Annotated in this window: 32 protein-coding genes; 22 read left to right on the forward strand and 10 right to left on the reverse strand. The window is 68.1% G+C overall.

All coding sequences use genetic code 11. From position 1 onward, the window contains the following. Both mrdA and rodA read left to right on the forward strand, forming a co-directional pair. Positions 1 to 1,297: penicillin-binding protein 2 (mrdA, locus tag HZB86_02960; GenBank protein ID MBI5904502.1), on the forward strand; the 1,297-nt coding region annotated here is incomplete at its 5' end. Further along, on the forward strand, positions 1,294 to 2,427 hold the full coding sequence (gene rodA / locus HZB86_02965; protein ID MBI5904503.1) for a rod shape-determining protein RodA: 1,134 nt from the start codon (positions 1,294 to 1,296) through the stop codon (positions 2,425 to 2,427). The genes mrdA and rodA, both read left to right, overlap by 4 nt. Here rodA and HZB86_02970 read toward each other — a convergent pair. From HZB86_02970 to HZB86_02980, 3 genes are read right to left on the reverse strand one after another with little or no spacing between them, the layout of a single operon-like run. Continuing rightward, on the reverse strand, positions 2,381 to 2,968 hold the full coding sequence (locus HZB86_02970) for a hypothetical protein (GenBank protein MBI5904504.1): 588 nt from the start codon (positions 2,966 to 2,968) through the stop codon (positions 2,381 to 2,383). The two genes, rodA and HZB86_02970, sit on opposite strands and share 47 nt — an antisense overlap. After that, entirely contained in the window at positions 2,965 to 3,288 is a 324-nt protein-coding gene (gene trxA, locus HZB86_02975) for a thioredoxin (GenBank protein MBI5904505.1), read from the reverse strand. Before trxA ends, HZB86_02970 begins: the two co-directional genes overlap by 4 nt. 40 nt (positions 3,289 to 3,328) lie before the next feature. Further along, on the reverse strand, positions 3,329 to 3,727 hold the full coding sequence (locus HZB86_02980; protein MBI5904506.1) for a CoA-binding protein: 399 nt from the start codon (positions 3,725 to 3,727) through the stop codon (positions 3,329 to 3,331). Positions 3,728 to 3,924: 197 nt separating this feature from the next. Here HZB86_02980 and HZB86_02985 point away from each other — a divergent pair, with 197 nt between their 5' ends. Together HZB86_02985 and HZB86_02990 are read left to right on the forward strand one after the other, a co-directional pair. After that, entirely contained in the window at positions 3,925 to 4,452 is a 528-nt protein-coding gene (locus HZB86_02985) for a D-sedoheptulose 7-phosphate isomerase (GenBank protein ID MBI5904507.1), read from the forward strand. Next, positions 4,449 to 5,432: a hypothetical protein gene (locus HZB86_02990; protein ID MBI5904508.1), complete on the forward strand. Its 984-nt coding sequence runs from the start codon at positions 4,449 to 4,451 to the stop codon at positions 5,430 to 5,432. The genes HZB86_02985 and HZB86_02990 overlap by 4 nt, the downstream gene beginning before the upstream one ends. A gap of 83 nt (positions 5,433 to 5,515) precedes the next feature. On the opposite strand, the gene HZB86_02995 is transcribed toward HZB86_02990, so the two are convergent. Both HZB86_02995 and HZB86_03000 read right to left on the reverse strand, forming a co-directional pair. After that, a complete protein-coding gene (locus tag HZB86_02995; GenBank protein ID MBI5904509.1) occupies positions 5,516 to 5,698 on the reverse strand; it encodes a hypothetical protein in 183 nt (60 codons plus the stop codon). Between the two features lie 28 nt (positions 5,699 to 5,726). Then, positions 5,727 to 6,422, reverse strand: coding sequence for a metal-dependent hydrolase (locus HZB86_03000; GenBank protein MBI5904510.1), 696 nt, complete (start codon positions 6,420 to 6,422; stop codon positions 5,727 to 5,729). Positions 6,423 to 6,570: 148 nt separating this feature from the next. Here HZB86_03000 and HZB86_03005 point away from each other — a divergent pair, with 148 nt between their 5' ends. Together HZB86_03005 and HZB86_03010 are read left to right on the forward strand one after the other, a co-directional pair. Then, entirely contained in the window at positions 6,571 to 7,623 is a 1,053-nt protein-coding gene (locus HZB86_03005) for a hypothetical protein (GenBank protein MBI5904511.1), read from the forward strand. Next, positions 7,613 to 8,992 (forward strand): FAD-dependent oxidoreductase, encoded by a 1,380-nt coding sequence (locus HZB86_03010; GenBank protein MBI5904512.1) that lies wholly within the window; start codon positions 7,613 to 7,615, stop codon positions 8,990 to 8,992. The genes HZB86_03005 and HZB86_03010 overlap by 11 nt, the downstream gene beginning before the upstream one ends. On the opposite strand, the gene HZB86_03015 is transcribed toward HZB86_03010, so the two are convergent. The 4 genes from HZB86_03015 to HZB86_03030 are packed head-to-tail and all read right to left on the reverse strand — an operon-like array spanning position 8,989 to position 12,156. Further along, on the reverse strand, positions 8,989 to 9,630 hold the full coding sequence (locus HZB86_03015) for a CBS domain-containing protein (protein MBI5904513.1): 642 nt from the start codon (positions 9,628 to 9,630) through the stop codon (positions 8,989 to 8,991). The two genes, HZB86_03010 and HZB86_03015, sit on opposite strands and share 4 nt — an antisense overlap. Before the next feature lie 42 nt (positions 9,631 to 9,672). Continuing rightward, the gene (locus tag HZB86_03020; GenBank protein ID MBI5904514.1) at positions 9,673 to 10,623 is read right to left on the reverse strand and encodes a histone deacetylase; all 951 of its coding nucleotides are present in this window, start codon (positions 10,621 to 10,623) and stop codon (positions 9,673 to 9,675) included. An 8-nt stretch (positions 10,624 to 10,631) separates the two neighbouring features. Then, positions 10,632 to 11,237, reverse strand: a complete 606-nt coding sequence (locus tag HZB86_03025) for a nitroreductase family protein (GenBank protein ID MBI5904515.1) — start codon at positions 11,235 to 11,237, stop codon at positions 10,632 to 10,634. Between the two features lie 22 nt (positions 11,238 to 11,259). Continuing rightward, positions 11,260 to 12,156 (reverse strand): hypothetical protein, encoded by an 897-nt coding sequence (locus HZB86_03030; GenBank protein ID MBI5904516.1) that lies wholly within the window; start codon positions 12,154 to 12,156, stop codon positions 11,260 to 11,262. Positions 12,157 to 12,261: 105 nt separating this feature from the next. On the opposite strand from HZB86_03030, the gene HZB86_03035 reads away from it, so the two are divergent. The 9 genes from HZB86_03035 (at position 12,262) to HZB86_03075 (ending at position 21,098) form a co-directional block, all read left to right on the forward strand. Next, positions 12,262 to 13,932, forward strand: coding sequence for a hypothetical protein (locus tag HZB86_03035; GenBank protein MBI5904517.1), 1,671 nt, complete (start codon positions 12,262 to 12,264; stop codon positions 13,930 to 13,932). A gap of 66 nt (positions 13,933 to 13,998) precedes the next feature. After that, positions 13,999 to 14,754 carry a hypothetical protein gene (locus HZB86_03040; GenBank protein MBI5904518.1) on the forward strand — a complete coding sequence of 252 codons (756 nt, stop codon included), beginning with the start codon at positions 13,999 to 14,001 and terminating at the stop codon, positions 14,752 to 14,754. Between the two features lie 28 nt (positions 14,755 to 14,782). Next, positions 14,783 to 16,576, forward strand: coding sequence for a long-chain fatty acid--CoA ligase (locus HZB86_03045; protein MBI5904519.1), 1,794 nt, complete (start codon positions 14,783 to 14,785; stop codon positions 16,574 to 16,576). A 9-nt stretch (positions 16,577 to 16,585) separates the two neighbouring features. Beyond that, the gene (locus HZB86_03050; GenBank protein ID MBI5904520.1) at positions 16,586 to 17,371 is read left to right on the forward strand and encodes a hypothetical protein; all 786 of its coding nucleotides are present in this window, start codon (positions 16,586 to 16,588) and stop codon (positions 17,369 to 17,371) included. Then, entirely contained in the window at positions 17,368 to 19,260 is a 1,893-nt protein-coding gene (locus HZB86_03055; protein ID MBI5904521.1) for a LysM peptidoglycan-binding domain-containing protein, read from the forward strand. Before HZB86_03050 ends, HZB86_03055 begins: the two co-directional genes overlap by 4 nt. Positions 19,261 to 19,307: 47 nt before the next feature. After that, positions 19,308 to 19,892, forward strand: coding sequence for a hypothetical protein (locus HZB86_03060; GenBank protein MBI5904522.1), 585 nt, complete (start codon positions 19,308 to 19,310; stop codon positions 19,890 to 19,892). Positions 19,893 to 19,933: 41 nt separating this feature from the next. Continuing rightward, the gene (locus HZB86_03065; GenBank protein ID MBI5904523.1) at positions 19,934 to 20,572 is read left to right on the forward strand and encodes a CBS domain-containing protein; all 639 of its coding nucleotides are present in this window, start codon (positions 19,934 to 19,936) and stop codon (positions 20,570 to 20,572) included. A gap of 76 nt (positions 20,573 to 20,648) precedes the next feature. Further along, complete coding sequence (locus tag HZB86_03070; GenBank protein ID MBI5904524.1) at positions 20,649 to 20,867, forward strand: NifU family protein; 219 nt, start codon at positions 20,649 to 20,651, stop codon at positions 20,865 to 20,867. 27 nt (positions 20,868 to 20,894) lie between these two features. Next, positions 20,895 to 21,098, forward strand: a complete 204-nt coding sequence (locus HZB86_03075; GenBank protein ID MBI5904525.1) for a ferredoxin family protein — start codon at positions 20,895 to 20,897, stop codon at positions 21,096 to 21,098. A gap of 3 nt (positions 21,099 to 21,101) precedes the next feature. On the opposite strand, the gene HZB86_03080 is transcribed toward HZB86_03075, so the two are convergent. After that, entirely contained in the window at positions 21,102 to 21,680 is a 579-nt protein-coding gene (locus HZB86_03080) for a TlpA family protein disulfide reductase (protein MBI5904526.1), read from the reverse strand. Positions 21,681 to 21,957: 277 nt separating this feature from the next. Here HZB86_03080 and HZB86_03085 point away from each other — a divergent pair, with 277 nt between their 5' ends. From HZB86_03085 to HZB86_03115, 7 genes are read left to right on the forward strand one after another with little or no spacing between them, the layout of a single operon-like run. Further along, a complete protein-coding gene (locus tag HZB86_03085; GenBank protein MBI5904527.1) occupies positions 21,958 to 22,155 on the forward strand; it encodes a hypothetical protein in 198 nt (65 codons plus the stop codon). A 22-nt stretch (positions 22,156 to 22,177) separates the two neighbouring features. Beyond that, positions 22,178 to 23,386 carry a cysteine desulfurase gene (locus HZB86_03090; GenBank protein ID MBI5904528.1) on the forward strand — a complete coding sequence of 403 codons (1,209 nt, stop codon included), beginning with the start codon at positions 22,178 to 22,180 and terminating at the stop codon, positions 23,384 to 23,386. 6 nt (positions 23,387 to 23,392) lie between these two features. Next, entirely contained in the window at positions 23,393 to 23,776 is a 384-nt protein-coding gene (gene nifU / locus HZB86_03095) for a Fe-S cluster assembly scaffold protein NifU (GenBank protein ID MBI5904529.1), read from the forward strand. Between the two features lie 15 nt (positions 23,777 to 23,791). Further along, positions 23,792 to 24,268: a ferritin family protein gene (locus tag HZB86_03100; protein MBI5904530.1), complete on the forward strand. Its 477-nt coding sequence runs from the start codon at positions 23,792 to 23,794 to the stop codon at positions 24,266 to 24,268. Positions 24,269 to 24,326: 58 nt separating this feature from the next. Next, positions 24,327 to 24,524: a hypothetical protein gene (locus HZB86_03105; GenBank protein MBI5904531.1), complete on the forward strand. Its 198-nt coding sequence runs from the start codon at positions 24,327 to 24,329 to the stop codon at positions 24,522 to 24,524. A gap of 35 nt (positions 24,525 to 24,559) precedes the next feature. Then, positions 24,560 to 25,999: a cysteine--tRNA ligase gene (locus HZB86_03110; GenBank protein ID MBI5904532.1), complete on the forward strand. Its 1,440-nt coding sequence runs from the start codon at positions 24,560 to 24,562 to the stop codon at positions 25,997 to 25,999. 2 nt (positions 26,000 to 26,001) lie between these two features. After that, the gene (locus tag HZB86_03115) at positions 26,002 to 26,700 is read left to right on the forward strand and encodes a lipid-binding SYLF domain-containing protein (protein ID MBI5904533.1); all 699 of its coding nucleotides are present in this window, start codon (positions 26,002 to 26,004) and stop codon (positions 26,698 to 26,700) included. Positions 26,701 to 26,757: the final 57 nt, after the last annotated feature.

Below are 26,757 nucleotides of genomic sequence, written 5' to 3' on the forward strand. Positions count from 1 at the left end.
TCCGGAGGAGCTCGACGAGTCGGAGGGCGGGCGCCTGGCGATGGGGGACCTGGTCGGCAAGTACGGGCTGGAACGGTTGATGGACAACGTCCTGCGCGGGGTGAACGGCGGCAGGAAGGTGGAGGTCGACGCGGCGGGCCGCGACCGGCGGATGGTGGAGGAAGTGGCCTCCCGGACCGGCGGAACGGTGTACACCACGCTCGACGCGGACCTGCAGAAGGCGGCGCAGGAGTCGCTGGGGGACCGCGCCGGCGCCGTGATCGCCCTCGCCCCGAAGACGGGCGAGGTGATGGCGTTCTACTCGGCGCCGGCGTTCGACCCCAACGCGTTCGCCCGCGGGATCCGGAAGGCCGAGTGGCAGGCGCTTTCCGCGGACACGAGGAAGCCGATGCAGAACAAGGGGCTCCAGGGGACGTACGCGCCGGGGTCCACCGTCAAGCCGTTCCTCGCGATGGCGGCCCTCGAGGAAAAGATGCAGGACAAGGCCAGGACCGTCACCTGTCCCGGCTCCTTCCGGCTCGGGAACCGGGTGTTCCGTTGCTGGAAGGAGAAGGGACACGGCGCGGTCGACATGTACCGCGCCATCGTCCAGTCGTGCGACGTATACTTCTACACGCTGGGGCTCAAGCTCGGCCCCGACCGGCTGGCGAAGCTGGAGAAGGACGCGGGGCTCGGAACGATCACGGGAATCGACCTGCCCGGGGAGCGGAAGGGGCTGGTGCCGGACTCCGAGTGGAAGCGGACGGTGATGAAGGACCGCTGGTACGAGTACGAGAGCGTGATCCTCGGCATCGGACAGGGGGCGGTCCACCTGACCCCGCTGGAGATGGTCGTCGGCTATTCGGCGCTCGCGACCGGGGGCGAAGTGATGCGCCCCCGGATCGTTTCCCGGGTGGCGCCCATGGACGGGAAACCGGTCGACAGCGCGCCGGCGATGGAGCGGAAGCTCCCCTGGAACGCGGAGAACGTCGAGTTCGTGCGGAAGGCGCTGGCGGGGGTGGTGAACGACTACGGGACCGGCGGCGGCGCGAAGCTCCCCGGCATCGTCGTCGGGGGGAAGACGGGAACCGCCCAGGTCGCCGCGGTGAAGGGGAAGATGATCAAGTCGGAAAACCTGCCGTACCAGATCCGCGACCACGCCTGGTTCGTCGCCTTCGCGCCGGTTTCCGATCCCGAGATCTGCGTGGTGGCGATGGTGGAGCACGGCGGCCACGGCGGATCTGCGGCCGCTCCCATCGTGAAGGCCGTGATGCAGGAGTTCTTCCGGACCCGGCTCGTGGGGAAGGAGGCGCGATGACCGGCCCGTCGAAGCTCGCCCGGATGGACTGGCCGCTGCTGGTGAACGCCCCCCTGCTGTGCGGGGTGGGGCTGCTGAACGTCTACAGCGGCACGCGCGTGCACGGCGCGCCCGGCATGGCGCTGTTCACCCGGCAGGCGATCTGGATCCTTCTCGGCGTCATCCTGTTCTTCTCCGCCTTCTACCTGAGCGACGGGATGATCGAGGAGCTCTCCAGCCACTTCACCCTCGTCGTCCTCGGGCTCCTCGTGGCGGTGCTCCTCGCCGGGAAGATCCGCGGGGGCGCCCAGCGATGGATCTCCCTCGGTGCGTTCAACTTCCAGCCGTCGGAATTCGCGAAGATCGCCGTCGCCCTCTCGCTGGCCCGGTATTTTTCCGGGAAGTACCAGTACGGCGGGATCGGATGGAAGGAGACGCTCCCCGCCGTCGGCCTGGTGCTCGCGCCGTTTTTCCTCGTCGCGCTCCAGCCGGACCTGGGGACCGCGGGCATCTTCCTGTTCGTCCTGGCCGGGATGATGGTGATCGCGTGCGTGAAGGGGTGGATCATCGGGACATTCGCCGGGATCGGGGCGATCGCCGCGCCGGCGCTCTGGTTCTTCATGAAGGATTACCAGCGGCAGCGCGTGCTCACATTTCTCGACCCGGAGCGGGATCCGCTGGGGGCGGGGTACCACGTCATCCAGTCGAAGATCGCGGTGGGGTCGGGAGGCGTGCTGGGGAAGGGGTACCTGCAGGGGACGCAGGGGGCGCTCCGGTTTCTTCCCGAACAGCACACCGATTTCGCCTTCGCGGTCTTCTCCGAGGAGTGGGGGTTCCTCGGTTCGGTCGTGCTGCTCCTCCTGTTCCTCCTGCTGGTCTACCGCCTCATCTTCCTCACGGTCCGCTCCCAGGACCGGTTCGCCTCGTTCGCCTGCGGGGGGCTGGCGGTCTACTTCCTCGCGCACATCGTGATCAATCTCGCGATGGTGTGCGGTCTCTTCCCTGTCGTCGGGATTCCGCTCCCGTTCGTAAGCTACGGCGGGTCCTCGATGGTGACGAACATGCTTGCCCTGGGGATCGTGGCGAACCTCTCCCGTTCGCGGTTCACATTCCAGGGGGGAGGGGAGAAGGGGAGGGAGATCGTTTCCTGAGTTCCGATACGAGCTCCCCGGTAAGCGACGTCGAGAATCCCGTCCATTTCCGGGCGACCGTGCCGTCGGCCGCCAGGAGCAGCAGGACCGGCCCCTGCGTCAACCGGTACTCCTTGCGGAACGCCCCCGGCAGGGCCGCAAGGGTGGTGACCCGGGAGCTTCCGGTCCCTCCCGGCCCCTCGAACCCGGGCGGGTGGGAAGTGGAGAGCGGAGGGGATTCCCGGGTTCCGCCCGCGAAGTAGAGCATTTCCCGGTCGAACAGGATCCGGTAGATCCGGACCGTCCCCCGCGGGACCGCCAGGGTCCCTTCCCGGATCGACTTCCATACGTCTCCGCACGCGGGGCACCAGGGGAAATCCATCATCACCAGCCGAACCGGCTCCGCGGCGGCGGGCAGCGCGGCCAGTTCCCTTCCGGAGGAATCGACGAACAGGGCCCGTTCCGCGGGGAACGGGCGGGACCCGACGGTGATGGCTTTCGGTCCGCACGCCGAAAGGAGCAGGGCGGCGAAGATCGCCGTCAGGAAGGTTGTCCGGTTCAAATGCTCTTCTGAAGCAGCGAGACGATGTTCGACTTGGGATTGACTCCGACCATCTGTCCCTGGATCTTGCCCTCCTTGAAGAGAATCAGCGTGGGGATCCCCCGCACGCCGAACTGGGACGCGATGTCGGGACTTTCGTCGACGTTCACCTTGGCCACCCGCGCCTTCCCGTCGAACTCCTTCGCGACCTCCTCGAGGATCGGCGCGATCACCCGGCACGGGCCGCACCACGGAGCCCAGAAGTCCACGAGGACGGGAGTCCCCCCGTCCACGGTCGTCTTGAAATTCGCGCTGGTGAGCTCCATCACGTTTCCGGCCATCCCGACCCTCCCCGTGCCTTCCGGCAACGATTCGAATGATCTATCCTCTCCGCCTCGCGAGTTCCTTCTTCACGCATCGGTCCATCACCCACGGGATCCCCGCCTCGTCCAGGATCGCGCACGCCTCGGGGCTTACGACGCCTTCCTGCATCCAGAAGAACTTCGCTCCGATGCGGACCGCCTCCTCCGCGACCGGTGGGACATCCTCCGATTTCCGGAAAACGTCGACCATGTCCACCGGGCCGGGGATCTCGGAGAGCGACCCGTACGCCTTCTCCCCGAGCACCTCCGCAAGCGCCGGATTCACCGGAAGGATCCGGTACCCGTTCGCCTGCAGGTATTTCGCCACCCCGTGGCTGGGGCGGTCCGGCCTGTCGGAGATCCCGACCACCGCCACCGATTTCGAACCCGCGAGCGCCTTGTCGATCCGATCGTCCATCGATCCTCCGACAAAGCGTTAAGATGCGGAACATGCTACTCCGGTTTTTCCCGAAAGAAAATAGAGGCGCGCGGGGGCGGTTCCTTGACAGTCCGGAAGGAAAAAGTTTATCGTTTCCCTACTTTTTCCAGGGGGAGCTCTCCGTGAAAGAAACGGTCGCAAGGTCGCTCAGGGAAGGGGCGGAGCTCCGCCTGAAGATGGCCGAGGCGATGACGGCCGACATCGCGGCGGCGGCGACGGCGATCGCCGAGGCTTTCAAGGCGGGCCGCAAGCTCCTCCTGTTCGGGAACGGCGGGAGCGCCGCGGACGCGCAGCACATCGCGGCCGAGTTCATGAACCGGTTCCTGATCGAACGGCCGCCGCTCCCCGCGATCGCCCTGACGACCGACACGTCGGTCCTCACCAGCGTCGCGAACGACTACGCGTTCGACGACATCTTCAGCAAGCAGGTGAAGGCCCTCGGCAAGAAGGGGGACGTCGCCATCGGGATCACCACCAGCGGCACCTCGGCGAACGTCCTGAAGGCACTTCGCGCGGCGAAGAAGCTGGGGATGATCACCATCGCCCTCACCGGGGACGGCGGGAAGGCCGCCTCGCTCGCCGACATCGCGCTGCAGGTCCCCTCGCGAAGCACTCCCCGGATCCAGGAGGCGCACATCGCCGTGGGACACATCCTCTGCGACCTCACCGACACGCTTCTGTTCAAGGACGTGGGCAAGCGTTGAGCCGCCCGCCCGATCTCTCCCGCCTCCGGCGCACATCCCTCCGCACCCGGGAGAGCAAGGTGTCGTTCCGAGGGTTCGCCGTTCCCCCGCGGCGGGGGATGTCGCTCGCCCGGTTCCTCGCCGGGCTGCCCGACTACCTCGCGGCGAGGGATCTCCGCGCGGTGGTCGACCGGATCGTGAAGTCCCGCCGCCGGGGCGCTCCCGTCCTCCTCGGAATCGGTGCGCACTTCATCAAGGTCGGACTCTCCCCGCTGCTGATCCGGGCGATCCGGGACGGCGTGTTCACCTCCGTCGCGATGAACGGCGCGGGGGTCATCCACGACGTGGAGCTCGCTCTGGCCGGGAGGACCTCCGAGGACGTCGAGGCGGGCCTCGCCGACGGCTCGTTCGGGATGGCGAGGGAGACGGCGCAGTTCCTGGGCCGCGCGCTGGCCGACGGCGTCCCGGCGGGGATGGGTTTCGGGGCCGCAATCGGGAGGGCGCTGCGCCGGTCGAAGGCGCCGTACCGCGGAAAGAGCCTCCTCGCCGAAGCGCACCGCCTCGGCGTCCCGGTGACGGTCCACGTGGCGGTCGGGGCGGACATCGTCCACATGCATCCCGAGGCGGACGGGGCCCTGATCGGCGAGGGGTCGCTCCGGGACTTCCGGACCTTCTGCGGCCTGGTCGCCGGGATGGAGGGGGGAGCCTACCTGAACGTCGGGTCGGCGGTCATCCTTCCAGAGGTGTTCCTGAAGGCGGTGTCGGTCGCGCGGAACCTCGGCCGTCCGCTGCGGAGGATCACCACCGTAAACATGGACTTCCTGCGTCACTACCGGCCGGATGTAAACGTCGTAGGTCGCCCGACCCGCCTCGGCGGGAAGGGGTACCACCTGATCGGGCCGCACGAGATCCTCTTCCCGCTCCTGATGGCCGCCGTCGCCGAGCGTGCCGGGGGTAAAAGGCGGACCGGCGGAGTCGCCGCAGGAGGGGGGGCGCAGTGAGGTAAAGCGCAGCCGTGCAGGTTCATCGCACGGCGAGCCACGAACGGAGCCCCGCCCTCCGAGGCGGCGCAGCCGGACCTCGCTCAGACCGGCGTTTCCTCCCCCGGGGCGAGGACGATCGGGCGCGTGTCCGGAGACACCTTCGCGAGCTCCGCGACGAACCGGTCGGCGGTGGGTTCGAGGATCGGGAACGTCCCGTAGTGCATCGGGATCACCGCCTTCGCCGTGAGGAGCGCGCACGTCTTCGCCGCCTGCCGGTAGTCCATCGTGAAGGCCCGCCCGGTCAGGCATGCGTCAGATCGTCGTTTCCTCCCCCGGGGCGAGGACGATCGGGCGCGTGTCCGGAGACACCTTCGCGAGCTCCGCGACGAACCGGTCGGCGGTGGGTTCGAGGATCGGGAACGTCCCGTAGTGCATCGGGATCACCGCCTTCGCCTTGAGGAGCGCGCACGCCTTCGCCGCCTGCCGGTAGTCCATCGTGAAGACCGACCCGATCGGCAGCAGCGCCACGTCGATCCGGTGCAGCTCCCCGATCAGCGACATCCCCGCGAAGATACCGGTGTCTCCCGAATGGTAGACCGTGACCCCGGACGGCGTCCGGATCACGTAGCCGACCGGGGCGCCGAGGGCGCAGGAGTGGCGCGCCTCCGTCATCGTGATCCCGAATCCCTGCACGGTCACCGTCCCCCCGACGTTCATCCCGCCGCCTCCGTGCAACAGCTGCCCCTCCGGGACGCCCTTCGCCTTCAGGTCGCCCGAAAGCTCGAAGATCGCGACCACCTGGGCTCCCGACTTTTTCGCGAGCGCCACCGCGTCCCCGGCGTGGTCGAAATGGTCGTGGGTGAGCAGCAACAGGTCCGCCCGGGGCGCGGCGCCGGCTCCTCCCGGCGCCTTCGGGTTCCCCTCGAACCAGGGATCGACGAGCACCGTCTTCCCGTCGCGGATCGCGAATCCGGAATGTCCGAACCAGCGGATGTGGACCGGGGCCATGGCACTCCTCCTTTTCCCGCGGAGATCCTTCCGGGTTTCCTTATATAGGCGAAGGGACGGTTCCGTAAAGAGGGGAATCGCCCCCCTACCCGGTCCGGAGGCGGCCATGGTATAAGCGACGATGGATGCATGCCGGGGGAGGAGCGGATTGCGCAAACCGATGATCCGGGGAGGGGCGGGACCTTTCCGCGTGACGACCCCCAACCGGGTGGACCTCGCGGGCGGGACGCTCGACATCTATCCCCTCTATCTGCTGGTCGACGACGCGACGACCGTGAACGTGGCGATCTCCGTCCGGAGCGTGGCGGATGTCCGCCCGTTCCGTCCCGGGTTTTTCCGGCTGCACTCCCGCAACTACGGGGTGTCCGCGCTGTCGTCCGACAGCCACGGAATCCCTCTCGACGGAAAACTGGGGCTCCTGTCCCGCGCCATCCGTCAATACCCCGCCGTCTCGGGAGTCGAAATCGTCGTGGGCAACGAGGCTCCGCTCGGATCCGGCATCGGCGCCTCCTCCGCGCTCCTCGTCGCCGTCATGCTGGCGATGGGTCGGCTGACCGCATCCGGCCGGCCGCGGGTCGACATGTCCCGGGAGGCGTCCGAGATCGAGGCGGCCCACCTCCGGACCCTCACGGGAAGGCAGGACCACCTGGCCGCCCTGCGAGGGGGGGTCCAGGCGATCCGGTTCCTCCCGGGGCGGGCCGAAGCCCGCCGGCTTCCCCCCGGCGGCGCGGCGGGCGCGATGCTGGCCCGCCACGGGTTCCTGGCCCACACCGGCGTGACGCACCACTCCGCGGACGTCAACTGGCGGATGATCCGCGGCGCGATCGGCGGGGACACGGCCGTGCTCCGGAAGTTCCGGGGGATCGCATCGGCCGCCCGCGAGGCGTGGCGCGCGGTTTCCTCGGCGGACCCGGCCGCGCTGGCCGCCGCCGTATCGGCCGAGTGGGCGATCCGCAGGACCCTGGCGCCCGGAGTGACGATCCGGAAGGTGGACGCGCTGCTCGACACGCGCCCCTTCCGGCGCCTCGTGTCCGGAGCGAAGCTCTGCGGCGCGGGCGGCGGCGGGATGCTCTTCGGGCTGCTCCGCGACCCTTCCCGCCGGCGGGAGCTCGAATCGCTCCTGTCCGCCGCGCGGATGGAGCCGGTTCCGTTCCGGCCGTGCGGCGGGGCGCGGTTCCAGGGGATCCCCGATGCCGGGTGAGGGGAGGATCTGGGACGTGGCGATCGTCGGCGCGGGTCCCGGCGGGCTCTTCGCCGCAAGCGCCCTGGCCGGCAAGCTGTCGGTGCTGGTCCTGGACGAGAAGGGGAGGACCGGCGGGGCGGGGGCGATGACCGACGGGAAGCTGAATCTTTCTCCGCACATCGGGCTCGACCTCGCGGAGCTTTCGATCGGCGAGGAGGAGGCCCTGGAGCGGATCGCCCGGATCGACGAGGCGTTCCTGCGGCACGGGGCGGATCCGACGGTCTACGGCGAGGACCGCGAACGGATCGGGACGTGGCTGGACCGCGTCTCCTGGGCGAGGCGCAGGACCCCGAAGGGGGAGTGGGACATCACCCTGCTCCCGGCGCGCCAACGTCACATGGGGACCGACCTGGCTCACCGGGTCGTCGCCCGGATGACGCAGGCGATCGCCTCGGCCGGCGCGGAGTTTTCCCTGAAGACGCGCGTCGAAACGGTTCGGCGGCGATCGGGCGGGCCGTTCGTCCTTCGAACGGCGAAGGGGGAGTTCTTCGCCCGGTACGTCCTCGCGGCCCCCGGCCGAGACGGCGCCTACTGGTTCCGCGAGGAGGCGAGGGGGCTCGGCGTCGCAACCCGGTACGGCGCGATCGACATCGGCTGCCGCGTCGAGGTGGCCTCTCCCGTCTACGAGGAGATCACCCGCGTCCTGTACGACCCGAAGTTCCTGTTCGTCACCCCGACCCACGGGGACCGCACCCGGACGTTCTGCACGAACCCCGGAGGGCGGGTGCGGGTCGAAGTGCGCGACGGCTTCCGGCTGGTGAACGGGGACGCGCTGAAGGCCCGCAAGACGCCCAATACGAACTTCGCGATCCTGAACACCGTGTCCATGACCGAGCCGGTGCAGGACACCACGGAGATGGGGCGGAAGGTGGCGGAGTTCGCGAACTTCTGGGGAGGGGGGCGAAGCCTCGTCGTGCAGCGGTTCGGAGACCTGATGGGAGGGCGGCGCTCCCGCGCGGAGACGTTCCACTCCGCGGAGGCCGGGTACGACAAGATGACGCCGACGCTTCCGCCCGGGGAGGGGGTCACGCCGGGGGACATCTCCTTCGCCTACCCGGGGCGGATCGTGGACAACCTGCGGGAGAGCCTGATGCTCCTGTCGCGCGTGATCCCGGGCGTGGCGCACCCGTCGACGGCCATCTACGTCCCGGAGATCAAGTTCTACGACACGAAGTACGCGACCGACCGGAACCTCGAGACGACCGTGCCGAACCTCTTCGTCGCCGGCGACGGCGTGGGGAAATCCCGCGGAATCGTGGGCGCGGCCCTGAACGGCTGCCTCGCCGCCGAGGGGATCCTCCGCAAGGAAGGGAAAGCGCCGCTCTAGAGCGTGTACCGCGACGGGTCCAGGATCTCGAACCCCGCCTCCTCGATCGCCTTCTTGATCGGCGCCACGTTGAGCGTGGCGATCCGGAAGAAGTTCGCCCGCTTCCCCGCCTCCACGTGTCCCGTCGCCAGAACGCTCGTAATGTTCACGTGGAAGGAGCTGATGATCGCCGCCAGCTGCGCGAGGGTCCCCGGCTTGTCCGGAACGATCACCTCGATCCGCGAACTGACCTCCCCGATGCCCAGCACGTCGATGAACGCCTCCAGCACGTTCGTCCTCGAGATGATCCCGACCACCTTCCCGTCCCTGTCCACGACCGGCAGGGCGTTCACCTTGAAATCGTGCATCAGGACGATGGCGTCCTCGAGGGTGTCGGAGAGCGTCGCCGTGATCACCTTCCGCGTCATCACCTTCCCGACCGGCGTGTCCTTCAGGAACTTCTCCGCGTCCTCGGCGGAGAATCCGGGAACCAGCCCCCCGGGGAGCACCGCTCCCCGGATGTCCCGGTCGGAGAGGATCCCCGCCAGCCTGCCGTCCCCTCCGGTCACCGGGATCTGACGGACGTTTCCCTCCCGCATCCGGTCGCGCGCCTCGAACAGGGAGGCGGAAGGGGCCACGGTGACGATATTCCTCTGCATTCTGCTGGCTACGAACATGCGTTCATCCTCCGCGCACCGGGGTCACTCTCCAAGGAGCTCCCGGATGTGGATTTCGATGCAGGACGTGAGGGACCCGATCTCGTAGCCGCCTTCGAGCACGGCCACCATCCGGCCGCCGCAGTAGGCGTCGGACAGCTCCGCCACGCGCCGGGTCAGGAACCGGAATCCCTCGTCGGAGAGCTGGATGTCCGCGAGCGGGTCGTCGCGGTGGGCGTCGAACCCGGCCGACACGAGGATGATCTCCGGGCGGAACCGCTCCACGGCGGGCGTGAGCATCTCCTCGAACGTCAGGCGGTACTCGTCGTCCCCCGCCCCGGGCGCCATCGGGGCGTTCAGCGTGGTTCCCTCCCCTTTCCCCTTGCCGATCTCCCACCGGCGGCCGGTGCCGGGATAGAGGAACGTGGGGTGCTCGTGAACGCTGAAGAAGAATACCGACGGGTCCTCGAGGAAGACGCTCTGCGTTCCGTTGCCGTGGTGGACGTCCCAGTCCACGATGAAGACCTTCCCGACCCCGTGCCGCGCCTGCAGGTATTTCGCCGCCACGGCCACGTTGTTCATGAGGCAGAATCCCATCCCCGCTTCGCGGCCCGCGTGGTGTCCCGGCGGGCGGATGGCGCAGAAGGCGCGGTCCGCGGCCCCTTCCGCGACCGCCTTCGACCCGGCGACCGCCCCCCCGGCGGAGAGGAGCGCCACGTTGTAGGAGTGGCGGTTCAGGTAGGTGTCCTCCGCGTCGAGCGTCAGGTCGCCGCGCCGGCACGCCGACTCCAGTTTTTCCAGATATTCCCGGCCGTGGACGGCCAGGATGTCCTCCTCGGCCGCGTAGTCGGGCGTGACGGGGATCAACCGGTCCAGGAGGCCCGCGGTCCGGAGCCGCTCGACGATGGCCAGCAGGCGCTCCGGCGACTCCGGATGCTCGAACGGCGGCGCATGCAGCAGGTAGTCGGGGTGGTAGGCGAACGCCAGGCGCTTCATCTTCGGCCTCAGCGGAACGCCGTGATCTCCTCCGGCGGCTTCCTCGGCGGCTTCTGCGGCGCCGTGTCCGGCTTACCGACCGCGATGATCGCGACGAGATCCTCGGGGAACCGGACGGAGAGCGCCGACTCCAGCTCCGGCTTCGCGATCAGGGGGCCGGTCATCCAGCAGGTCCCGTATCCGAGCGCGTACCCCGCCAGGAGGAACTGCGCGATCCCGGCCGAGACCCCCTGCAGTCCCGGGTTCACCTGGAATCGGCGGACCCTGTGCCGGTCGGGGTCCTTCTCCCGCAGCGCCTTGTCCGTCGCCGATTCGTAGGGGGAACTCACCACGCACACCGCGGCGGGGGCGAAGGCGAACAGGTTGTGGCTGTTCGGCTTCGCCGCCGGGATCTCTTTTCCCGTGACGCGGGCGACGATCTCGTCGACGATCCCTTTCAGCCGGGCCAGCGTATCCTTCTCCTGCACGACGATGAACCGGAAATTCTGCGAGTTCCCGGCCGTGGGCGCCCACGAGGCGGCCTCCACCATCCTCAGGAGGTGCTCCTTCGGCACCGCCTCCTTCCGGAACTTCCGTATGGTCTGCCGGCCTTTCATCGCCGAAAAGACGTCCATTCCGTTCCTCCTATCCATTCCATTAAGGTGCGATCAGCAGGAGCTCCGCCGATCGCTCCCTCTCCCGCACGCGGGACACCACCCGCCCCTCCGGGATCCTCCCTTCGGACGCCACGGCGGCCCGAAAGGTTTCCGCCGAACTTTTCCCCCCCGCGATGACGAGCAGCGCCGCGCCGGGCAGATCCGCAACGGTCCCGGAAACCGCGGCGACGATCGCCTGGCCGATGTCCGTCAGCTTCCCGCCGCGCTCCTTCACTGCGATCTTTTCCGGCACCGCGATCCGGAGAGAGTCCCCTACCCTTGCGATCGCGACCTCGGCGGAGATCTTTTCCAGTTCGGCCGAAAGGCGGGCCAGAAGGGCGTCACGCTTCGCCGCGGACTCCCGCCGCTCCTCCTGCAGCCGCTCGACGCGCCCCGACAGGATGTCCCGGTCGCGCCTTGCCTCCTCCTCCCGCGGCGCGAGGGTCGACATCTTCTCCCGGAGCCCGGCGTTCTCCGCACGGAGAGCCGCAAGCTCCTTTTCGTTCCCTTCCGCGCGCGCGGCCAGTTCCTGCAGACGCCTGCCGGTCGCCTTCTCCTTCTCCAGCAGCTCGTTGATGAACTGTTCCCGCGTGATGCGGGTCCCCTCGTACGTCTTCCGCGCGGCCCCGAGATCCTCCCCCAGCCGCGCAAGCTGTTCGTCCTTTTCCCGGATGCGGCCGGCGAGGGACGCCTCGGTCTCCTTCCCGGCGGCCACCTGGCGGGAGAGAGCGGCCTTCTCCTCCGAAAGCTTCGCCTTCTCCCGGTTCAGGGATGCGAGGGCGTCCCGCAGCGAGTCGGATTCCCGGGTCTTTAGGTCGTACGCCGACTTCGTGACCATGCATCCCGTCCCGAACAGCAGGAGGAGCGCGACGATCGGCGGGAAAACCTTGGCGGTCAAGGGCGACGCTCCACGGCCGGCGATGAATTCCGGGAATATTTAAGGATTTTACTTTCCGGCACCTTTTTTATAAAGTTGAAAATAAATTCCGAAGGGTCTTGCCCTTTGCCCTCCACCCCCGACGATCTCCTCGAAAAGCTCACCCGGCTCGGCTACATGGGCCCCGACGGTCTCCGGGACGCGCGGAGGAGGGCCGCCTCCGACGGGATCTCCGTCCTCGAGGCCGCTCTCCTCGACCATCGCCTCCACCCCGACGCGAGGGGGTGGATTCTCGCCGAAGCGCTGGGGATCCCGTTCTCGGAGATGGAGCCCGAAGCGGTCCCCACCGGCCTCTCCGAACTGCTCCCGGAAGCGCTGGCGCGCGAGAAACAGATCGTCCCGATCTCCCGGGAGGGGGAGCGCCTGACGGTCGGCGTCGCGGACCCGTTCCAGCACGGGACGTTCTCCTCCATCGCGGAGATGACCGGGTTGACGCCGCGCATGGTGGTGTGCCCCCGGCGAACGATCGGGGAAATCCTCGCTCGACTGTACCCCGATCCCGGGAACCTCTCCCCGGAGGAGCTGTCCGGCGGCGCGATCTCCCGCGAGGAGGCGGAGGAGTGGATCTCACTCGGGGGGGCAAGACGCGTGGTCGAGCAGGTGCTCCTTCACGGCGCGAGCCGGGGGATGTCCGGCGTCCGGATGTACCCGGTCGGTCGGGAGGTCGTCATCGAGGGCCGCGGCAGGGAGAAGCCGGTTCTCCTCCTTTCCTGTCCGCTCAAGAGCCGCGATCTCCTGTTCGAAGCGTTCCGGGACCTCGCGCGCGCCTCCGCGGATCCGTCCGGCCTTTCGGAGGAGATGTTCCACCTCGAGTCCGCGGCGGGGGTCACCGCCTTCCGCGCGAGCTTCATACGGGGGCTCTCGGGTCCGGAGGTGACGGTCCGGATCCTCCCGGACCTGCGCGGGGGGATCGCCCTCGACTCCGTGGGCCTCACCCCGTCCCAGTTGGACATCACGCAGAAGGTCCTGGGGAAGGGGAGCGGGCTCTTCCTCGTGTCGTCGCCGGGGCCCGAGGGAGGCGCCACGACCCTCTACGCGATGCTTCGGGAGACGCACCGGGCGGGCGCCCGTGTGGTCACCGTGGAGGAGCAGCACCGGTTCCGGAACGAGGGGTACATCCAGATGGAGCGGCGGCGGGTGGACGGACAGTTCTCGGGGAGCTACACCCGCCTGGCCGAATCGCTCGAGCCGGATTTCCTCATGATCGAGCGCATCCAGGAGCCGGCCGAACTCGTCGACCTCCTTCACCTCGCGCAGTCGGGCGTGGTCGTCCTCTGCGGCATCCGCCGGCTGAATTTCGACCGGACGCTGCGGACGCTGCTGGCAACCGAGGCGGACCCGTTCATCCTGGCGCACGTGACGCGCCTCGTGATGCACCAGCGCCTCGTGAAGCTGCTGTGCGTCGACTGCCGCCGCCCCGTACCGGCCAGGCCGTCCGTGCGCGATGTGGGGGACCGGTATCGCGGAGAGCTGGAGGCGGTCGTGCGGGACGCCTCCTTTTTCCTCCCGTCGGGGTGCCCGAAGTGCCGCGGCGCCGGCTACGCGGGGAGGATGGCCCTGATCGAGCTCCTCCCCTTCACCCCCGGGGTGCAGAACATCGTGGCGTCGGACACCCCCATCGACGAGAAGATCGGAAAACTCCTCGGAGAGGAATTCTACTCCGCCGTGCAGTCCGTGAACGACCTCCTGCGGCGGGGAATGGTAACATACGAGGAAGTTCTGCCGTTTTTCCGCTGACGGTCGTTCCATAGTCCATCCTCCTGCGGAGGTCTGTCCATGCGAGTCAAGATGCCGGGAGCGCGAATGCTCTTGCCGGCGGTCGCCGTTCTCCTGGCGTTGTCGTGGGGAGCCGACGCGGGGGAGAAGAAGCGGCCCGAAAGCCCGCACGAGCGGAAGAACGCCAGGGCGTGCGTCGTGTGCCACGTGAGCGTCCCGGCCGAGGGGAGCCAGCCCCGCAGGGACGGCAACCTGCGGTTCGGCGGCGACATCGTCGCCCTGTGCTCCTCGTGCCACGAGGGGTACCGCCACATGCACCCCGTCAAGATCGCCGTCGCACCCGACCTCAAGTCCCCGGAGGAGCTTCCGCTGGACAAGGACGGGAAGATCACCTGCATCACGTGCCACGACGTGATGGAGGGTCACGGCGTGACCCGCAAGAAGCGGCTGGCGGGGAGGGCGCTGTGCCTCAACTGCCACTCCGACACCGACATCCTCGCGGAGGTGGTCTGGTATCCCGCCCGTCTCCGGCGGGGCGAGAAGGGCCGACTCGAGGTGAAGGTCGTCGAGTTCCGCATTCCGCGGAAGAAGACGACGCTCGGGGATACCGTCCTCCTCTACTATTACGCGAAGAACGTGGACACCGGGGAGATCACGTTCGGCACGAACGTCCTGCACGACGACGGCGCGAGCGGGGACCGGGTGGCGCGGGACTCCGTGTACACGCTGACCGAAATGGCTTCGGGGATTCCGAAGGAGAAGCGCGTCGTCTACACCGCCTGGGTGCTCGACCCGGGCGGGCGGCGCAGCAACACGGTCACGCTGGCGGTCCAGTACGATTAATCGACGGGAGCGGGGATAAGGAGGGATCTTGAAGGAGCGGACACTGAACAGGATGTTCCTGAACCGGTTCGCCGAAGGAGGCGACGCGGTGCGGTATCTCGTCCCGGGCGCCGGCGGCTACGCCCCGGTGACGTACCGGGAGGCGGGGGAGGCATCCCGGGAGATCTGCCTGGGGCTGATGGCGCTGGGGCTCTCCCGGGGAGACCGCGTGGCGATCCTGGCCGGGACCCGGCTCGAGTGGTGCCTGGCGGACATCGGGGGAATCCTTGGAGGGTTCGTGACCGTGCCGGTGTACCCTTCCAATCTCCCCGACCAGGTCGAATACATCCTCGCGCATTCCCGCGCCCGCGTCGTCTTCGTCGAGGACGAGCCGCAGTACAACAAGATCGCCGGAAGCCGGTCGCGTCTGCCGAACCTTTCCACCATCGTCTTCATGACCGGCGACGCCGGGGGGAAGGAGGGGGCGGTTCCCCTCGACGCCCTTCGGGCGCGGGGGCGGGAGTTCGGGACGGCGAACCCGGGCGCGATCGAGGCTCGGACGGACGAGATCCGGCCGGAGGACGACCTGACGATCATCTACACCTCGGGGACCACCGGCCCGCCGAAAGGGGTCGTCACGCGCCACAGCAACTACGCGTTCAACGTGACCGCCGCCCTCGAGGCGGTGCACGTCCCCCGCGGCTCGACGTTCCTGCAGTTCCTCCCGCTGGCGCACTCCCTGGGACGGCTCGAGCATTTCCTGACCTCCGACGCGATGGCGGTGTCGGCCTTCGCGCGGTCCCTCACGACCGTCGCCGAGGACCTCGCGCTCGCCCGGCCCGAGATCATGGTGAGCGTCCCGCGGCTCTACGAGAAGTTCTACGCGCGGGTCCAGGCCAAGGTCGACGAGGACGGGGGCTTGAAGAAGGCGATCTTCCGGTGGGCGATCGGCGTGGGGCGCGAGGCGTCCCGCGTCCGGCAGCGGGGGGAGGAGGTCGGGGGGTTCCTCGCGTGGAAGAATTCGATCGCGGACCGGCTGGTCTTCTCCAAGATCCGCGAGCGGATGGGCGGGCGGCTCCGGTTCTTCATCTCCGGGGGGGCGCCCCTCTCGCGCGAGATCGCCGAGTTTCTCCACGCCCTGGGCGTCCTGATCCTGGAGGGGTACGGTCTCACGGAGACGTCCACGGTCACGACGGTCAACCGCCTCGAGCGGTACAAGTTCGGAACGGTCGGGAAGGCGCTCCCGGGAACGGAGATCCGCATCGCCGCCGACGGCGAGATCCTGGTCGGGGGGCCGCACATCTTCCGGGAGTATTTCAACGACCCGGCCGCGACCCGGGAGACGATCGACGCGGACGGCTGGCTCCACTCGGGCGACATCGGGACGCTCGACGACGAGGGATTCCTCCGGATCACGGACCGGAAGAAGGACATCATCGTCACTTCCGGCGGGAAGAACATCGCGCCGCAGAACGTCGAGAACCTCCTGAAGAACGACCCGTTCGTCAGCCAGGCGTTCGTGTACGGCGACCGGAAGAAGTTCCTGACCGCCCTCGTCACGCTGTCCCCCGACGAGATCGCGGCCTGGGCGGCGCAGCAGGGGATCGCGGAGCGCGACCCGGAGGCGCTCGCCGCGCGCCCGGAGGTGGCGAAGCTGCTCGATTCCCGGATCGCGGACATAAACCGCGGCCTCGCCTCGTTCGAGCAGGTGAAGAAGTTCGTGATTCTCGGGAAGGATTTTTCGCAGGAGACGGGAGAGCTGACCCCGACCCTCAAGATCCGCCGGAAAGTCGTGGTGGAGAAGTACGGCCGCCTCCTCGACGCCCTGTACGAGAAGGATTGACGGGAACCGTTGACCCGGACGATCTACGAGATCAACCGACTCCCGGAGGAGGAGCGGTCGGCGCTTCTGTCGGCCCTGATCCCGCCGCGGCTGCTCGAGACGTTCCGCATCGATCCCCGGACGTTCCGGAACCCGTCGGGGGCGGAGTGCGTGAAGATCGCCTGTCCGGAGGAGATGCCGTTCTTCCAGATCGACGTGCGGCGCGATCCGGCCGATCCGGACGCGTCGTACTTCCTCGACGTGTCCAACTCCCCTTTCGGGCAGATGGAGATCTCCTTCATCATCGTGAACGACCCCGACGGGGAGCGGTTCACCATCGACCGCGACGAGCACGGACACGAGACGTATTTCGGCACCGCCCGCCGGAACATCCCCGAGGAGATCCGGGCGATGGAGGCGGGGCTGGCGCCGGGCCAGGTGCGGCGGGGGCTGCGGATGATGCGGGAAATGGTGGCGTGCTGGGACGATTTTTTCGGGCGCACCGGACACAAGTTCTACTTCCTCGAACCGTTGGGGTACAACAGCGCGATCCTCTACGAACGCAGCGGTTTCCAGTACGTGAAGGGAAAGGAAAAGATGCTCTGGATCGACCGCGGGTTCCACCCGGGCGGCGAACTGTACGACCGCCTCGACGCCAGCACCCCGTTCCGCCGGATCGAGCACGCGCGCACCGTGCGGGGACGCGCCTGGGCGATCCACGACGGCATCCTCGGCGAACCGTGGGAGAGCCCGAAGATGTACAAGACCGTCGGGGTGAACGCGGGGGTGAACACTTTTTCCGGGGAGGGGTATTGAGAAGGACCATCCTACCGGCCGTACTTCTTCTGGCCGCGCTGCTTCCGGCGATTTCCGCGGCGGAAGAAGGGGAGGAGGAGCGTCCGCGCATCTTCCTCGAGAAGAAGGTGTTCTCGGACACGGCGGGGGGAAAGCGGAGCTTCTACGAGCCTTACACGGTGGAGAAAGGGGAGACGCTCTGGAAGATCCTCGAGCGGAAATCCCCCCTCTCGCCGGAACGGTACATCGAAAGCCTGAAGGAGTTCCGCCGGGCCAATCCGACGGTCTCCGATCCGTCCCGCCTCGTCCCGGGCCAGAAGATCCTCGTTCCCACGGGAGGCGGCGGGAAACCGGAGGAGGACGGGAGGACCGAGGCGTACGCGGTGAAGAAGGGCGACTCCCTGCTGAAGATCCTCTCTTCGCGCGGCGTTCCGCGGAAGGAGCGGAAGAGGTACCTCGATGCGATCCGCCGGATCAACCCGTCGGTGCGGGACGTGAACCGGATCCTCGCGGGGAAGACGTTGCGTCTGCCGACGGAGGCGTATTTCGAGGAGAAGGCGCCGGTGGTGGCCGCTTCCGGTCCGGCGCCGGCGCCGGAGCCGTCCCCGGCGGAGACGGTCGCGCCGGCCGTGGAGCCGTCCCCGTCGTCCGCTCCCTCCCCGGTGGCCCGACTCACGCGGGACGTTACCCCCGCCCCGGGTCCGGACGACCTTGCCCCGGGGAAACCCGAGGCGGAACTGCTGGTTCCCAAGGCTCCGGCCCCGGACGCGTCGCTCCTGGAGACGGGAAAGCGGGAGCCCGCGACGGAGGCGGTCACCCCGCCCGCGTCCTCACCGTACCGGGGACTGCTCTCGGACCTGTTGAACGCCCTCGGGGAGAAGTGGGTCGAGCGGGGGACCATGTACCTGCCCGCTCCTTCGGGCGGCGAGGTCGTTCTGAGGATGGAGGATTTCCCCGTGGTCCGGTTTTCCGGCGGCTCGGAGGCGCTGGTCGATTTCCGCGGAGGGCTGCCGCGGAGGGTTCGGGATGCCGTGACCGCGAACTGGCGGCAGATGCAGGTCGTTTCCCTGGCGGACGCCCGCACCGCGGGAGAGATGATCGACCGGATCCTCCGCGTCTCAGGGTACCACTCGATCCGGGAGGGAGTCAGCCGGCCGGTGATCATCGGCGAGGCCGTATCCGTCGCCATTCCGGCCCGGTGGGTCGTTCAACGGACGGAGGACAGTGTCCTTTCCGGCGACCTGGTCCTCGTGAAGGAGGTCCCCGAGAAGCCCGGAGAGGAGATCCTGGCGGTCCTGCGGTACGCCGGGAGGGTGGGCGTCCGCGTCCTTCCGTACGCCGCGGATCCGGCGACGGCGGAAGGCTTCCTCGTCGGCATCGGAGAGGATGGAAAGGCCGAAAGGATCCCCGTGGCGCTCACGGTTCCCAGGGAGGGAGGTCTGCCGGCGGTCGATTTCGGCCTGTCCGTTCTCGGCATCCCGTCGAAAGACGGGGAACGGCTCCGGATCGGAGAGAAGGGGGAGTCGTTCCAGCTCGTGGTCCAGCCGGAACGGTATTTCGAGGCCGGAACCGGGAAGTACGTCGTCGACACGGGAAAGATATCCCCCGCCATCCGCGCGATCCTCAAGGGGGCCGGGTACACCGTGTTCCCCGTCGGGAAGGACGACTCCGGCCGGGATCTGTTCCGCCGCCTCCTGAAGGCGGCGGGAGTCGCGGTCGAGGAGCGCAGGGAGCACCTGCTCGCAGGCGGGGACAAGGCCGGGTACGAGGTCCGGGTCACAGGCGCCTTCCTGACCTTGCCCGGCGCGGCCGGAGGGTCGGCCCGGAAGGCGGTCCTGGTCCGAGGGAGGACGCACTCCGCCACCCGGGTTCTCCTGAGGGATCTCGGGGTGGAAATCGTGGAATGGTAGTCGTAGAATAGCCGTCGGAAGCCGCAGCCGGGCATTGGGGGATCGGAATGGCCATCACGACGAATCGCAACCCGGCCCGCCGCGTGGCCGAGACTTCGTCGCTCCTGGGGCTGGTGGAGTTCCGCCCCCGGATGACGATCGTCCTCGTCTTCCTCACCATCACGGTGGCTGTCGTCGGATGGCGGTTCTCCCGCGACGCAGGGTCCCGCCGGGTGGACATCGTGGCGCGGGAAGCGGTGGAACTCTACACGTCGGTCCCGGCGAGCGAGGCGACGGTCGAGCCCGCCGATGCGGAGAAGAAGATCCTCGACCTCTCGGGGGTCGCCCTGGAATTGCCCCGGGAGGAACCGGGGTTCACGGTCGCGTGGGTGCGTCGGGCGGTCCTTGGGAAGCATCCGGGGGCGGCCGTCCGGTTCCGGTACTCCGGCGACGCGTACCTGCTGGTCGTATTCCGGCAGGATCGGCTTCTCGGCAACGCCCCCCCGGCCGCGGTTCCGGAGGAATCGTTCCTCTCGGGGGAGCGGGACGGGAAGTCGTTCGTGTTCTGGGAGCGGGACGGGGCGACCTTCATCGCGGTGTCGGACGCCGACGTGACCCGGACGTTCGAGATGGTTCGCCTTTGTTTTACGTGATCTGAGTCCGATCCGTAGGAGTCCACCAAGGAGGAAACCCCATGATCGTCGCAAGGCGAATGAAGCGCAACCCGGTGTTCGTGGACGAAGCGGATTCGATGCGGCGGGCGATGGACCTGCTGAAGGAGCACGAGATCCGCCATCTTCCCGTGCTGAAGGACGGCGACCGGCTCGTCGGCATCCTTTCGGAGCGGGACATCAAGCAGGCCTCCCCCTCCCCGGCGACCGCCCTGGAGATCCGGGAGATCTATTACCTCCTCGACAAGGTCAAGGTGAAGCAGATCATGACCCGGCGCCCGTACACCGTATCCTCCTCGACTCCCATCGAGGAGGCGGCGCTGATCATCCGGGAGAAGAAGATCGGCTGCCTCCCGGTGGTGGACAACGGGAAGCTCGTCGGGATCCTGACCGAAACCGACGTCGTCGACGCCTTCATCGAGGCGATGGGCGTGAGCGGGCCCGGCTACCGGGTGGAACTGGCGCTCCCGAACCGCCCGGGGATGCTGTTCGAGGTCCTGAAGCTCATGAAGGACTTCGACGCGAACATCGTGTCGGTCGCCACGGCCGCGCACGACGAGGCGGACAAGAAGATCCTGATCCTCCGGATCGAGACGCGGAACTACAAGGTGCTGAAGGCCGCCTTCAAGAAGTCGGGTTTCGAGGTGATCTCGGCCGATTGACCCGCGTCAAGGAACATCGCCGCGCGCGGGAGCATCCTAAGGAACATGGGGTAACATACAGGAGGAGGTGTTTCCGGTGAAACCCGAAGTCGAAAAGGTTCTGGACAGCATTCGCCCCGCCCTGCAGGCAGACGGGGGAGACGTGGAACTCGTCGAGGTCGACGGGGGCGTGGTGAAGGTGCGCCTCACCGGCGCATGCGGCGGCTGCCCGATGGCGCAGATGACCCTGAAGGGCGGCATCGAGGCGGCACTCAAGGAGCGGATCCCCGCCGTGGAGCGGGTGGAGTCCGTATAACAAAACCCACAGCGAAAGGGAGGTATCATGGCGTACAAGATCACCGAGGAGTGCATCGCCTGCGGCGCATGCGTGCCGGAGTGCCCCGCCCAGTGCATCGCGGAGGGGGACCCGATCTACGGAAACGCGAATACGGACCGGAATCGCCGTCCCTGCCGGGGCGGCCGAACGGGGCGGGAGGACACCTTCCCGCCCCGTTTCATTTCCAGGGACCTGGGGACGCTCCCGTAACCGTCACAGCAGTTTCCGCACTTCCGCATCGAAGGCGTCCTTGTCGATGTAGCCGACATGGATGTTCTTGATCTCCCCGTCCTTCCCGATGAAGAAGGTGGTGGGGATCGAGGAGACGCCGCCGTACGCCCGCGCGGTGGCCAGATCCCCGTAGAGGATCCTGTACTCGATCCGGTGGGTCATCAGGAACCCGGCAAGGTTTCCCCGGGTGTCGGTATCGAGCGAGATCCCGATCATCTCGAGTCCTTTCCCCCTGTGCCGGTTGTACACCTCGACGAAGCCCGGGGTCTCGTTCCGGCACGGTGGGCACCAGGTCGCGAAGAAGTTGATGACGGTGGGCTTCCCCGCGAAGCTTTCGGAGGAGAAGAGATTCCCGTTCACGTCGGGAAGCGAGAACGGAGGGGCGGTTTTCGGCGCGGACGGCGCGGCGGCCGACGGGAGCGCGGATTCCGTCGCGGTCTTCCCGTCCCGGCCGGATTGCCGGTTGCGGACCAGAAGGAACACTGCCGCCAACACCACGAGGATCACGGCGACCAGCGCCACGGCCCCGATTCCTCGTACCGATCCCGATGCCCGTTTCATTCATGCCCTCCGGTGACGCGCTCTTTCCCTGTTCGATGCGCTTCCCCGCGATGATGGTGCCGTTCGGTCCAATCTGCCGGAATCGCTCCGGTTTTTCCCATCTCCGCCATCCCGGGGAATACGTGTTGTACTTCGGTACGTTTTCGGATTATAAACGGAAACGGGATCGCCGGGCGGACGAAACGGAATCCGCCCGGCCGGTATCCAATAAAACACCCATCGGGCAAGGCGGCAACGAGTGCGCGCCGGTTCCGGGTGGTCCGGAAGGAGACAGGCGATGGCGAAATGGTCGATGGAAGAGGCGCTCCGGCTCGCGCTGCGGCTCGAAGAGGAGAATTTCGGGGAGTACGAGAAGAGCGCCTCGGAGGCGGGGAACCCGGGAGTGAAGTCGATGTTCCGGTACCTCGCGGACGAGGAGCGGAAGCACATAACCCTCATTCGGGACAAGATGGCGCAGTTCAACGTCAAGCCGTGACGCGGAACGCCCCGTAGACTCCATGGCGAACGTCTTCTTCGACCACATCTCCACGACGCCCCTCGACCCCCGCGTGCTCGAGGCGATGATGCCGTACCTCACCGGATGGTACGGCAACCCCTCGTCGCACATCCACGAACAGGGGCAGGCGGCCCTCCGTGCGGTGGACACGGCGCGGGGACAGGTCGCCGCGATGATCGGGGCGAAGGCGGGGGAGATCGTCTTCACCTCCGGGGCGACCGAGGCGAACAACCTCGCGGTCCTCGGCGCGGCCGAGGCCGCGGGCGCCGGCAGGCGGCACGTGGTCGTGTCGGAGGTCGAGCACTTCTCCGTGATGAACGCCCTGGTCCCGCTTCGCAACGCGGGGGACGACGTCACCGTCGTTCCGGTGGACGCGGACGGGCGGGTGGACCCCGCCGCCGTCCGGGAGGCGCTTCGACCCGGCACGGCGCTCCTGTCCGTGATGCAGGCGAACTCCGAGATCGGCACGGTCGAGCCGGTGGAGGAGATCGGGCGGATCGCCCGCGAGGCGGGCGTCCCGTTCCACGTGGACGCGACCGCTTCGGCCGGACACATCCCGCTGGACGTCCGGGAGCTGCAGGCGGACTTCGTCACCCTGTCCGCGCACAATTTCTACGGCCCCAAGGGGGTCGGGGCGCTCTACGTCCGGAGCGGCGCGAAGGTCGCCGCGCGGTCGTTCGGCGGTTTCCAGGAGTCCGGGTACAGGGCGGGCACCGAGAACGTCGCCGGGATCGTCGGGATGGGCGCGGCGGCCCTGCTGGCGGCGGCGGAACGGGAGTCCCGCGCGGTGGAACTCGCCAGGCTCGGGAGGATCCTGCGGGAGGGGCTGGCGCCGATCCCGCTGCTCCATTTCACCGGCCACCCTACGCTTCGGCTTCCCGGGCACGTATCCTTCTGGGTGGAGCACGCGGAGGGGGAGTCGCTCCTCCTCTTCCTGAACGTGAAGGGGATCATGGCGGCGTCGGGATCCGCCTGCAGCTCCAACCTGCGCGGGGAGGACGAGGAGGACCTCGTGGCGTCCCCCGTGCTCCGGGCGATCGGCGTTCCCAGCGACATCTGCACCGGGTCGATCACGTTCAGCCTCGGGAAGGGGAACACCGAGGACGAGGTGCGGCTGGCCCTTTCGGTCCTCCCGGGAATCGTCGACCGGCTTCGGGGGATGTCTCCGACGTACCTCGACTACCAGAAACGTCAGGCGCAAGGGGGGTAACGAGCGATGGCGGCGGGCCCGTACAGCGAAAAGGTGATGGACCACTTCATGAACCCGCGGAACGTGGGGGAGATCGAGGGTGCCGACGGCGTCGGAGAGGTGGGGAACCCCGCCTGCGGCGACATGATGCGGCTGTACCTCAAGATCGACGACGGCCGCGTCATCGACGCCAAGTTCCGCACGTTCGGCTGCGGCGCGGCGATCGCCTCCAGCTCCATGCTCACCGAGATGATCAAGGGGAAGACCGTGGCGGAGGCCCAGGCGATCACGAACGAACAGGTGTCGGCGGCCCTGGACGGCCTCCCGGCGGTGAAGATCCACTGCTCCGTGATGGCGGAGCAGGCGGTCAAGTCCGCCCTCGACGACTACGCCAGAAAACATGCCGGCTGACCGGGGAGGTGACCGTTGCTGGACCTGAACGAGATCGAGATCCTGCAGGTGGCCCTGTCGCACGAAGGACGCGCCCGTGAATTCTACGACCGGATGGCGGCCCGGCACGGCGATTCGACCGCGGGAGACCTCTTCCGGTACCTCTCGGCGGAGGAAGAGGGGCACATCCGGAAGCTGACGGCGCGGTACCGGTACCCCGCTTTCGAGGCGGCGCAGCCGGAGAAGCATCTCCCCTACCTGATCGACCTGGACCGCATGGCGCGGGAGGACGGGGTGGACGCGGACGTCGATACCGGACCGGAAGCGGTCCGGCGGGGGCTGGGAATCGCCCGAAAGGCCGAGTTGCACGCCGTAGAGTTCTACTCCCTGGCGGGCGGGGTCGTCGACGACAAGGCGACGAAAACGCTCCTCGCGGAGCTGGAAGACGAGGAGCGCCGTCACCTGGCCAGGATCGAGGGCCACCTGGCGAACCTTCCGCCGGGGCCCCGCTGATTTTTTCGGCGGGGGGGGCGATCCGCAGAAAAATAAACGATCCCGGAGGATGACAGAGATGCCGACCAACCCGATGGAAGTGATCCGGATGGCGCTCGACCGCGAGAAGGCGGCGTACCGGAACTACACCGAGTACGCCCGGATCGCCACGGAGCCGGAGATCCGCGAGTTGTTCCATTACCTGGCGGAGGAGGAGAAGAAGCACGTGAAGATCCTCCAGGACGAAATCGAGAAGGAGACGCTCCAGGAGATGTAGCCCTCCTCGAGCGATCGATCCCGCGGGAGGCCGGAGTGGGACTTTCCCTGTACGACAGCGCGTCCCGCGGGAAAGTCCGCTTCGCGCCCCCGGACCCGTCCCGGGTGTCGATCTACACCTGCGGCCCCACCGTCTACCGGTACGCCCACATCGGCAACCTCCGCACGTACCTGCTGACGGACATCCTCGTCCGGACCCTGCGATTCCTCGGGTACGGCACGTTCGCCGTGCAGAACATCACGGACATGGGGCACATGCACCAGGAGCGCCTCGACCTCGGCGAGGACAAGGTGATCGCCGCCGCGCGCGCGGCGGGGAAATCCGCCCGGGAGATCGCCGAATTCTTCACGGAGGCGTACTTCCGGGATTGCCGGCGGATGGGGTTTTCCCCGGCGGACGAGTACCCGCGCGCTTCCGCCCACGTGCCCGAGATGATCGAGCTCATCCGGAGCCTCGAGGCGAGGGGAGCGGTGTACTCCGGGGGAGGGTTCCTGTACTTCGACGTCGCGAAGGCGGACGGGTACGGAAGCCTGTCGGGCGCCGCGCCAGGCCGGGGGGAGACGGCCTCGCGGACGGACGCCGCCGCCCACCGGCACAAGAAACGGGCGGAGGACTTCGTCCTCTGGATGCCCGCGGAGCCGGGACGGGAGTACCTCTGGGACAGCCCGTGGGGGAGCGGCTGGCCGGGGTGGCACATCGAGTGCGCGGCGATGGCCGTCCGCTACCTCGGCCCCGAGCCCGACATCCATGTCGGCGGCTCCGACCTCCGGTTCCCCCACCACGAGAACTCGCGGGCGCTGGCGATGACGGCGACGGGAAAGCGGTTCGCCGCGATCTGGATGCACGCGGCGCACCTGCTGGTGGACGGAAGGAAGATGTCGAAATCGGCGGGGAACGAGTACACGCTGGACGATCTCGCGTCGGGTCCCCGGGGCGGAGGGAGAGGGTTCTCCCCTGCCGATTTCCGGTACCATTGCCTGACCTTGCATTACGCGACCCCGATGAATTTCACCTGGGAAGGGCTCGTCGGATCCTCGCGGGCCCTCTCGCGGCTGCGGGGATCGTTCCGGAAGGCGGCCGAGGGGAGGACGGCCGGCGGGGATGCGGCAAACGTCCTCCGGAAGAAGTTCCGGGACGCGGTGGCGGAGGATCTGAACCTCCCCCGCGCCGTGGCGGTCGCCCACGAGGCGACGCGGTCCGGGATCGGCGGAGAGACGGCGCGGGCGCTGGCGGAGGAGTGGGACCGGGTGCTTTCCCTGGGGATTCTTCCCGGGGTCCCGGAAGGAGAGACGGCGGAAGTTCCCGCCGCCGTGGAGGCGTTGTCCCGCGAGAGGGACGCCTTGCGGCGGTCGGGCGACTACGCCGGGGCGGACGCGATCCGCGAGAGGATCCGTTCCGCCGGGTACGAGGTCGTGGACGGCCTCCCGCCCGGCGCCGGCCCGGCGATCATCGTTCGAAAGAAAGGAGCGTCATGATCATGGGACGAATCGCGACGATCGTAGCGGCGGCCCTCGCACTTTCCCTGGTTCTTCCCGCGGTTCCCGCCTCGGCGGGTGTCGAGGAAACGGCCCGGGTCGACTCCGCGGCCGAGGTGTTGACGAAGATCATGGAGATACCCGAGAAGGCGATCCCTCCCGCCCTCCTGTCCGACGCTCGGGGGATCGCCATCATCCCCAACGTCATCAAGGTCGGCTTCATCGTCGGGGGGCAGTACGGGAAAGGCGTGCTCGTCGTCCGGGGGAAGGGGGACGCGTGGGGGAACCCGGTGTTCGTCTCCCTGATGAGCGGCAGCGTCGGGTGGCAGATCGGGGCGGAATCCACCGATTTCATCCTCGTGTTCAAGACCCGGAAGAGCATCGAGGGGATCCTGAAAGGGAAGTACACCCTGGGCGCGGAGGCGGGAGTGGCCGCGGGGCCGGTGGGCCGCCGGGCGAAGGCGGAGACCGACGTCGAATTGAAGGCCGAGATCTACTCCTACTCCCGGAGCCGCGGCCTGTTCGCGGGGGTGTCCCTCGAGGGGTCCTCGATCCAGGTCGACGACAAGAGCAACGCGGCGTTCTACGGCCGGGAGGACGTCCGGCCCGAGGACATCGCGGAGGGGAGGAACATCAAGCCCCCCGCTTCGGCGGAAAAGCTGGAAAGGGCGCTGGAGGCGCACACCCGCAGGCCGTCGTAGGGGGAAAAGAGGAACCGGGGCGTCCCGCGAGGGGGCGCCCCGGTTCGCCGATCTTCC

It is taken from the genome of Deltaproteobacteria bacterium, assembly GCA_016234845.1.
In the GTDB taxonomy this organism is placed as follows: domain Bacteria; phylum Desulfobacterota; class Deferrimicrobia; order Deferrimicrobiales; family Deferrimicrobiaceae; genus JACRNP01.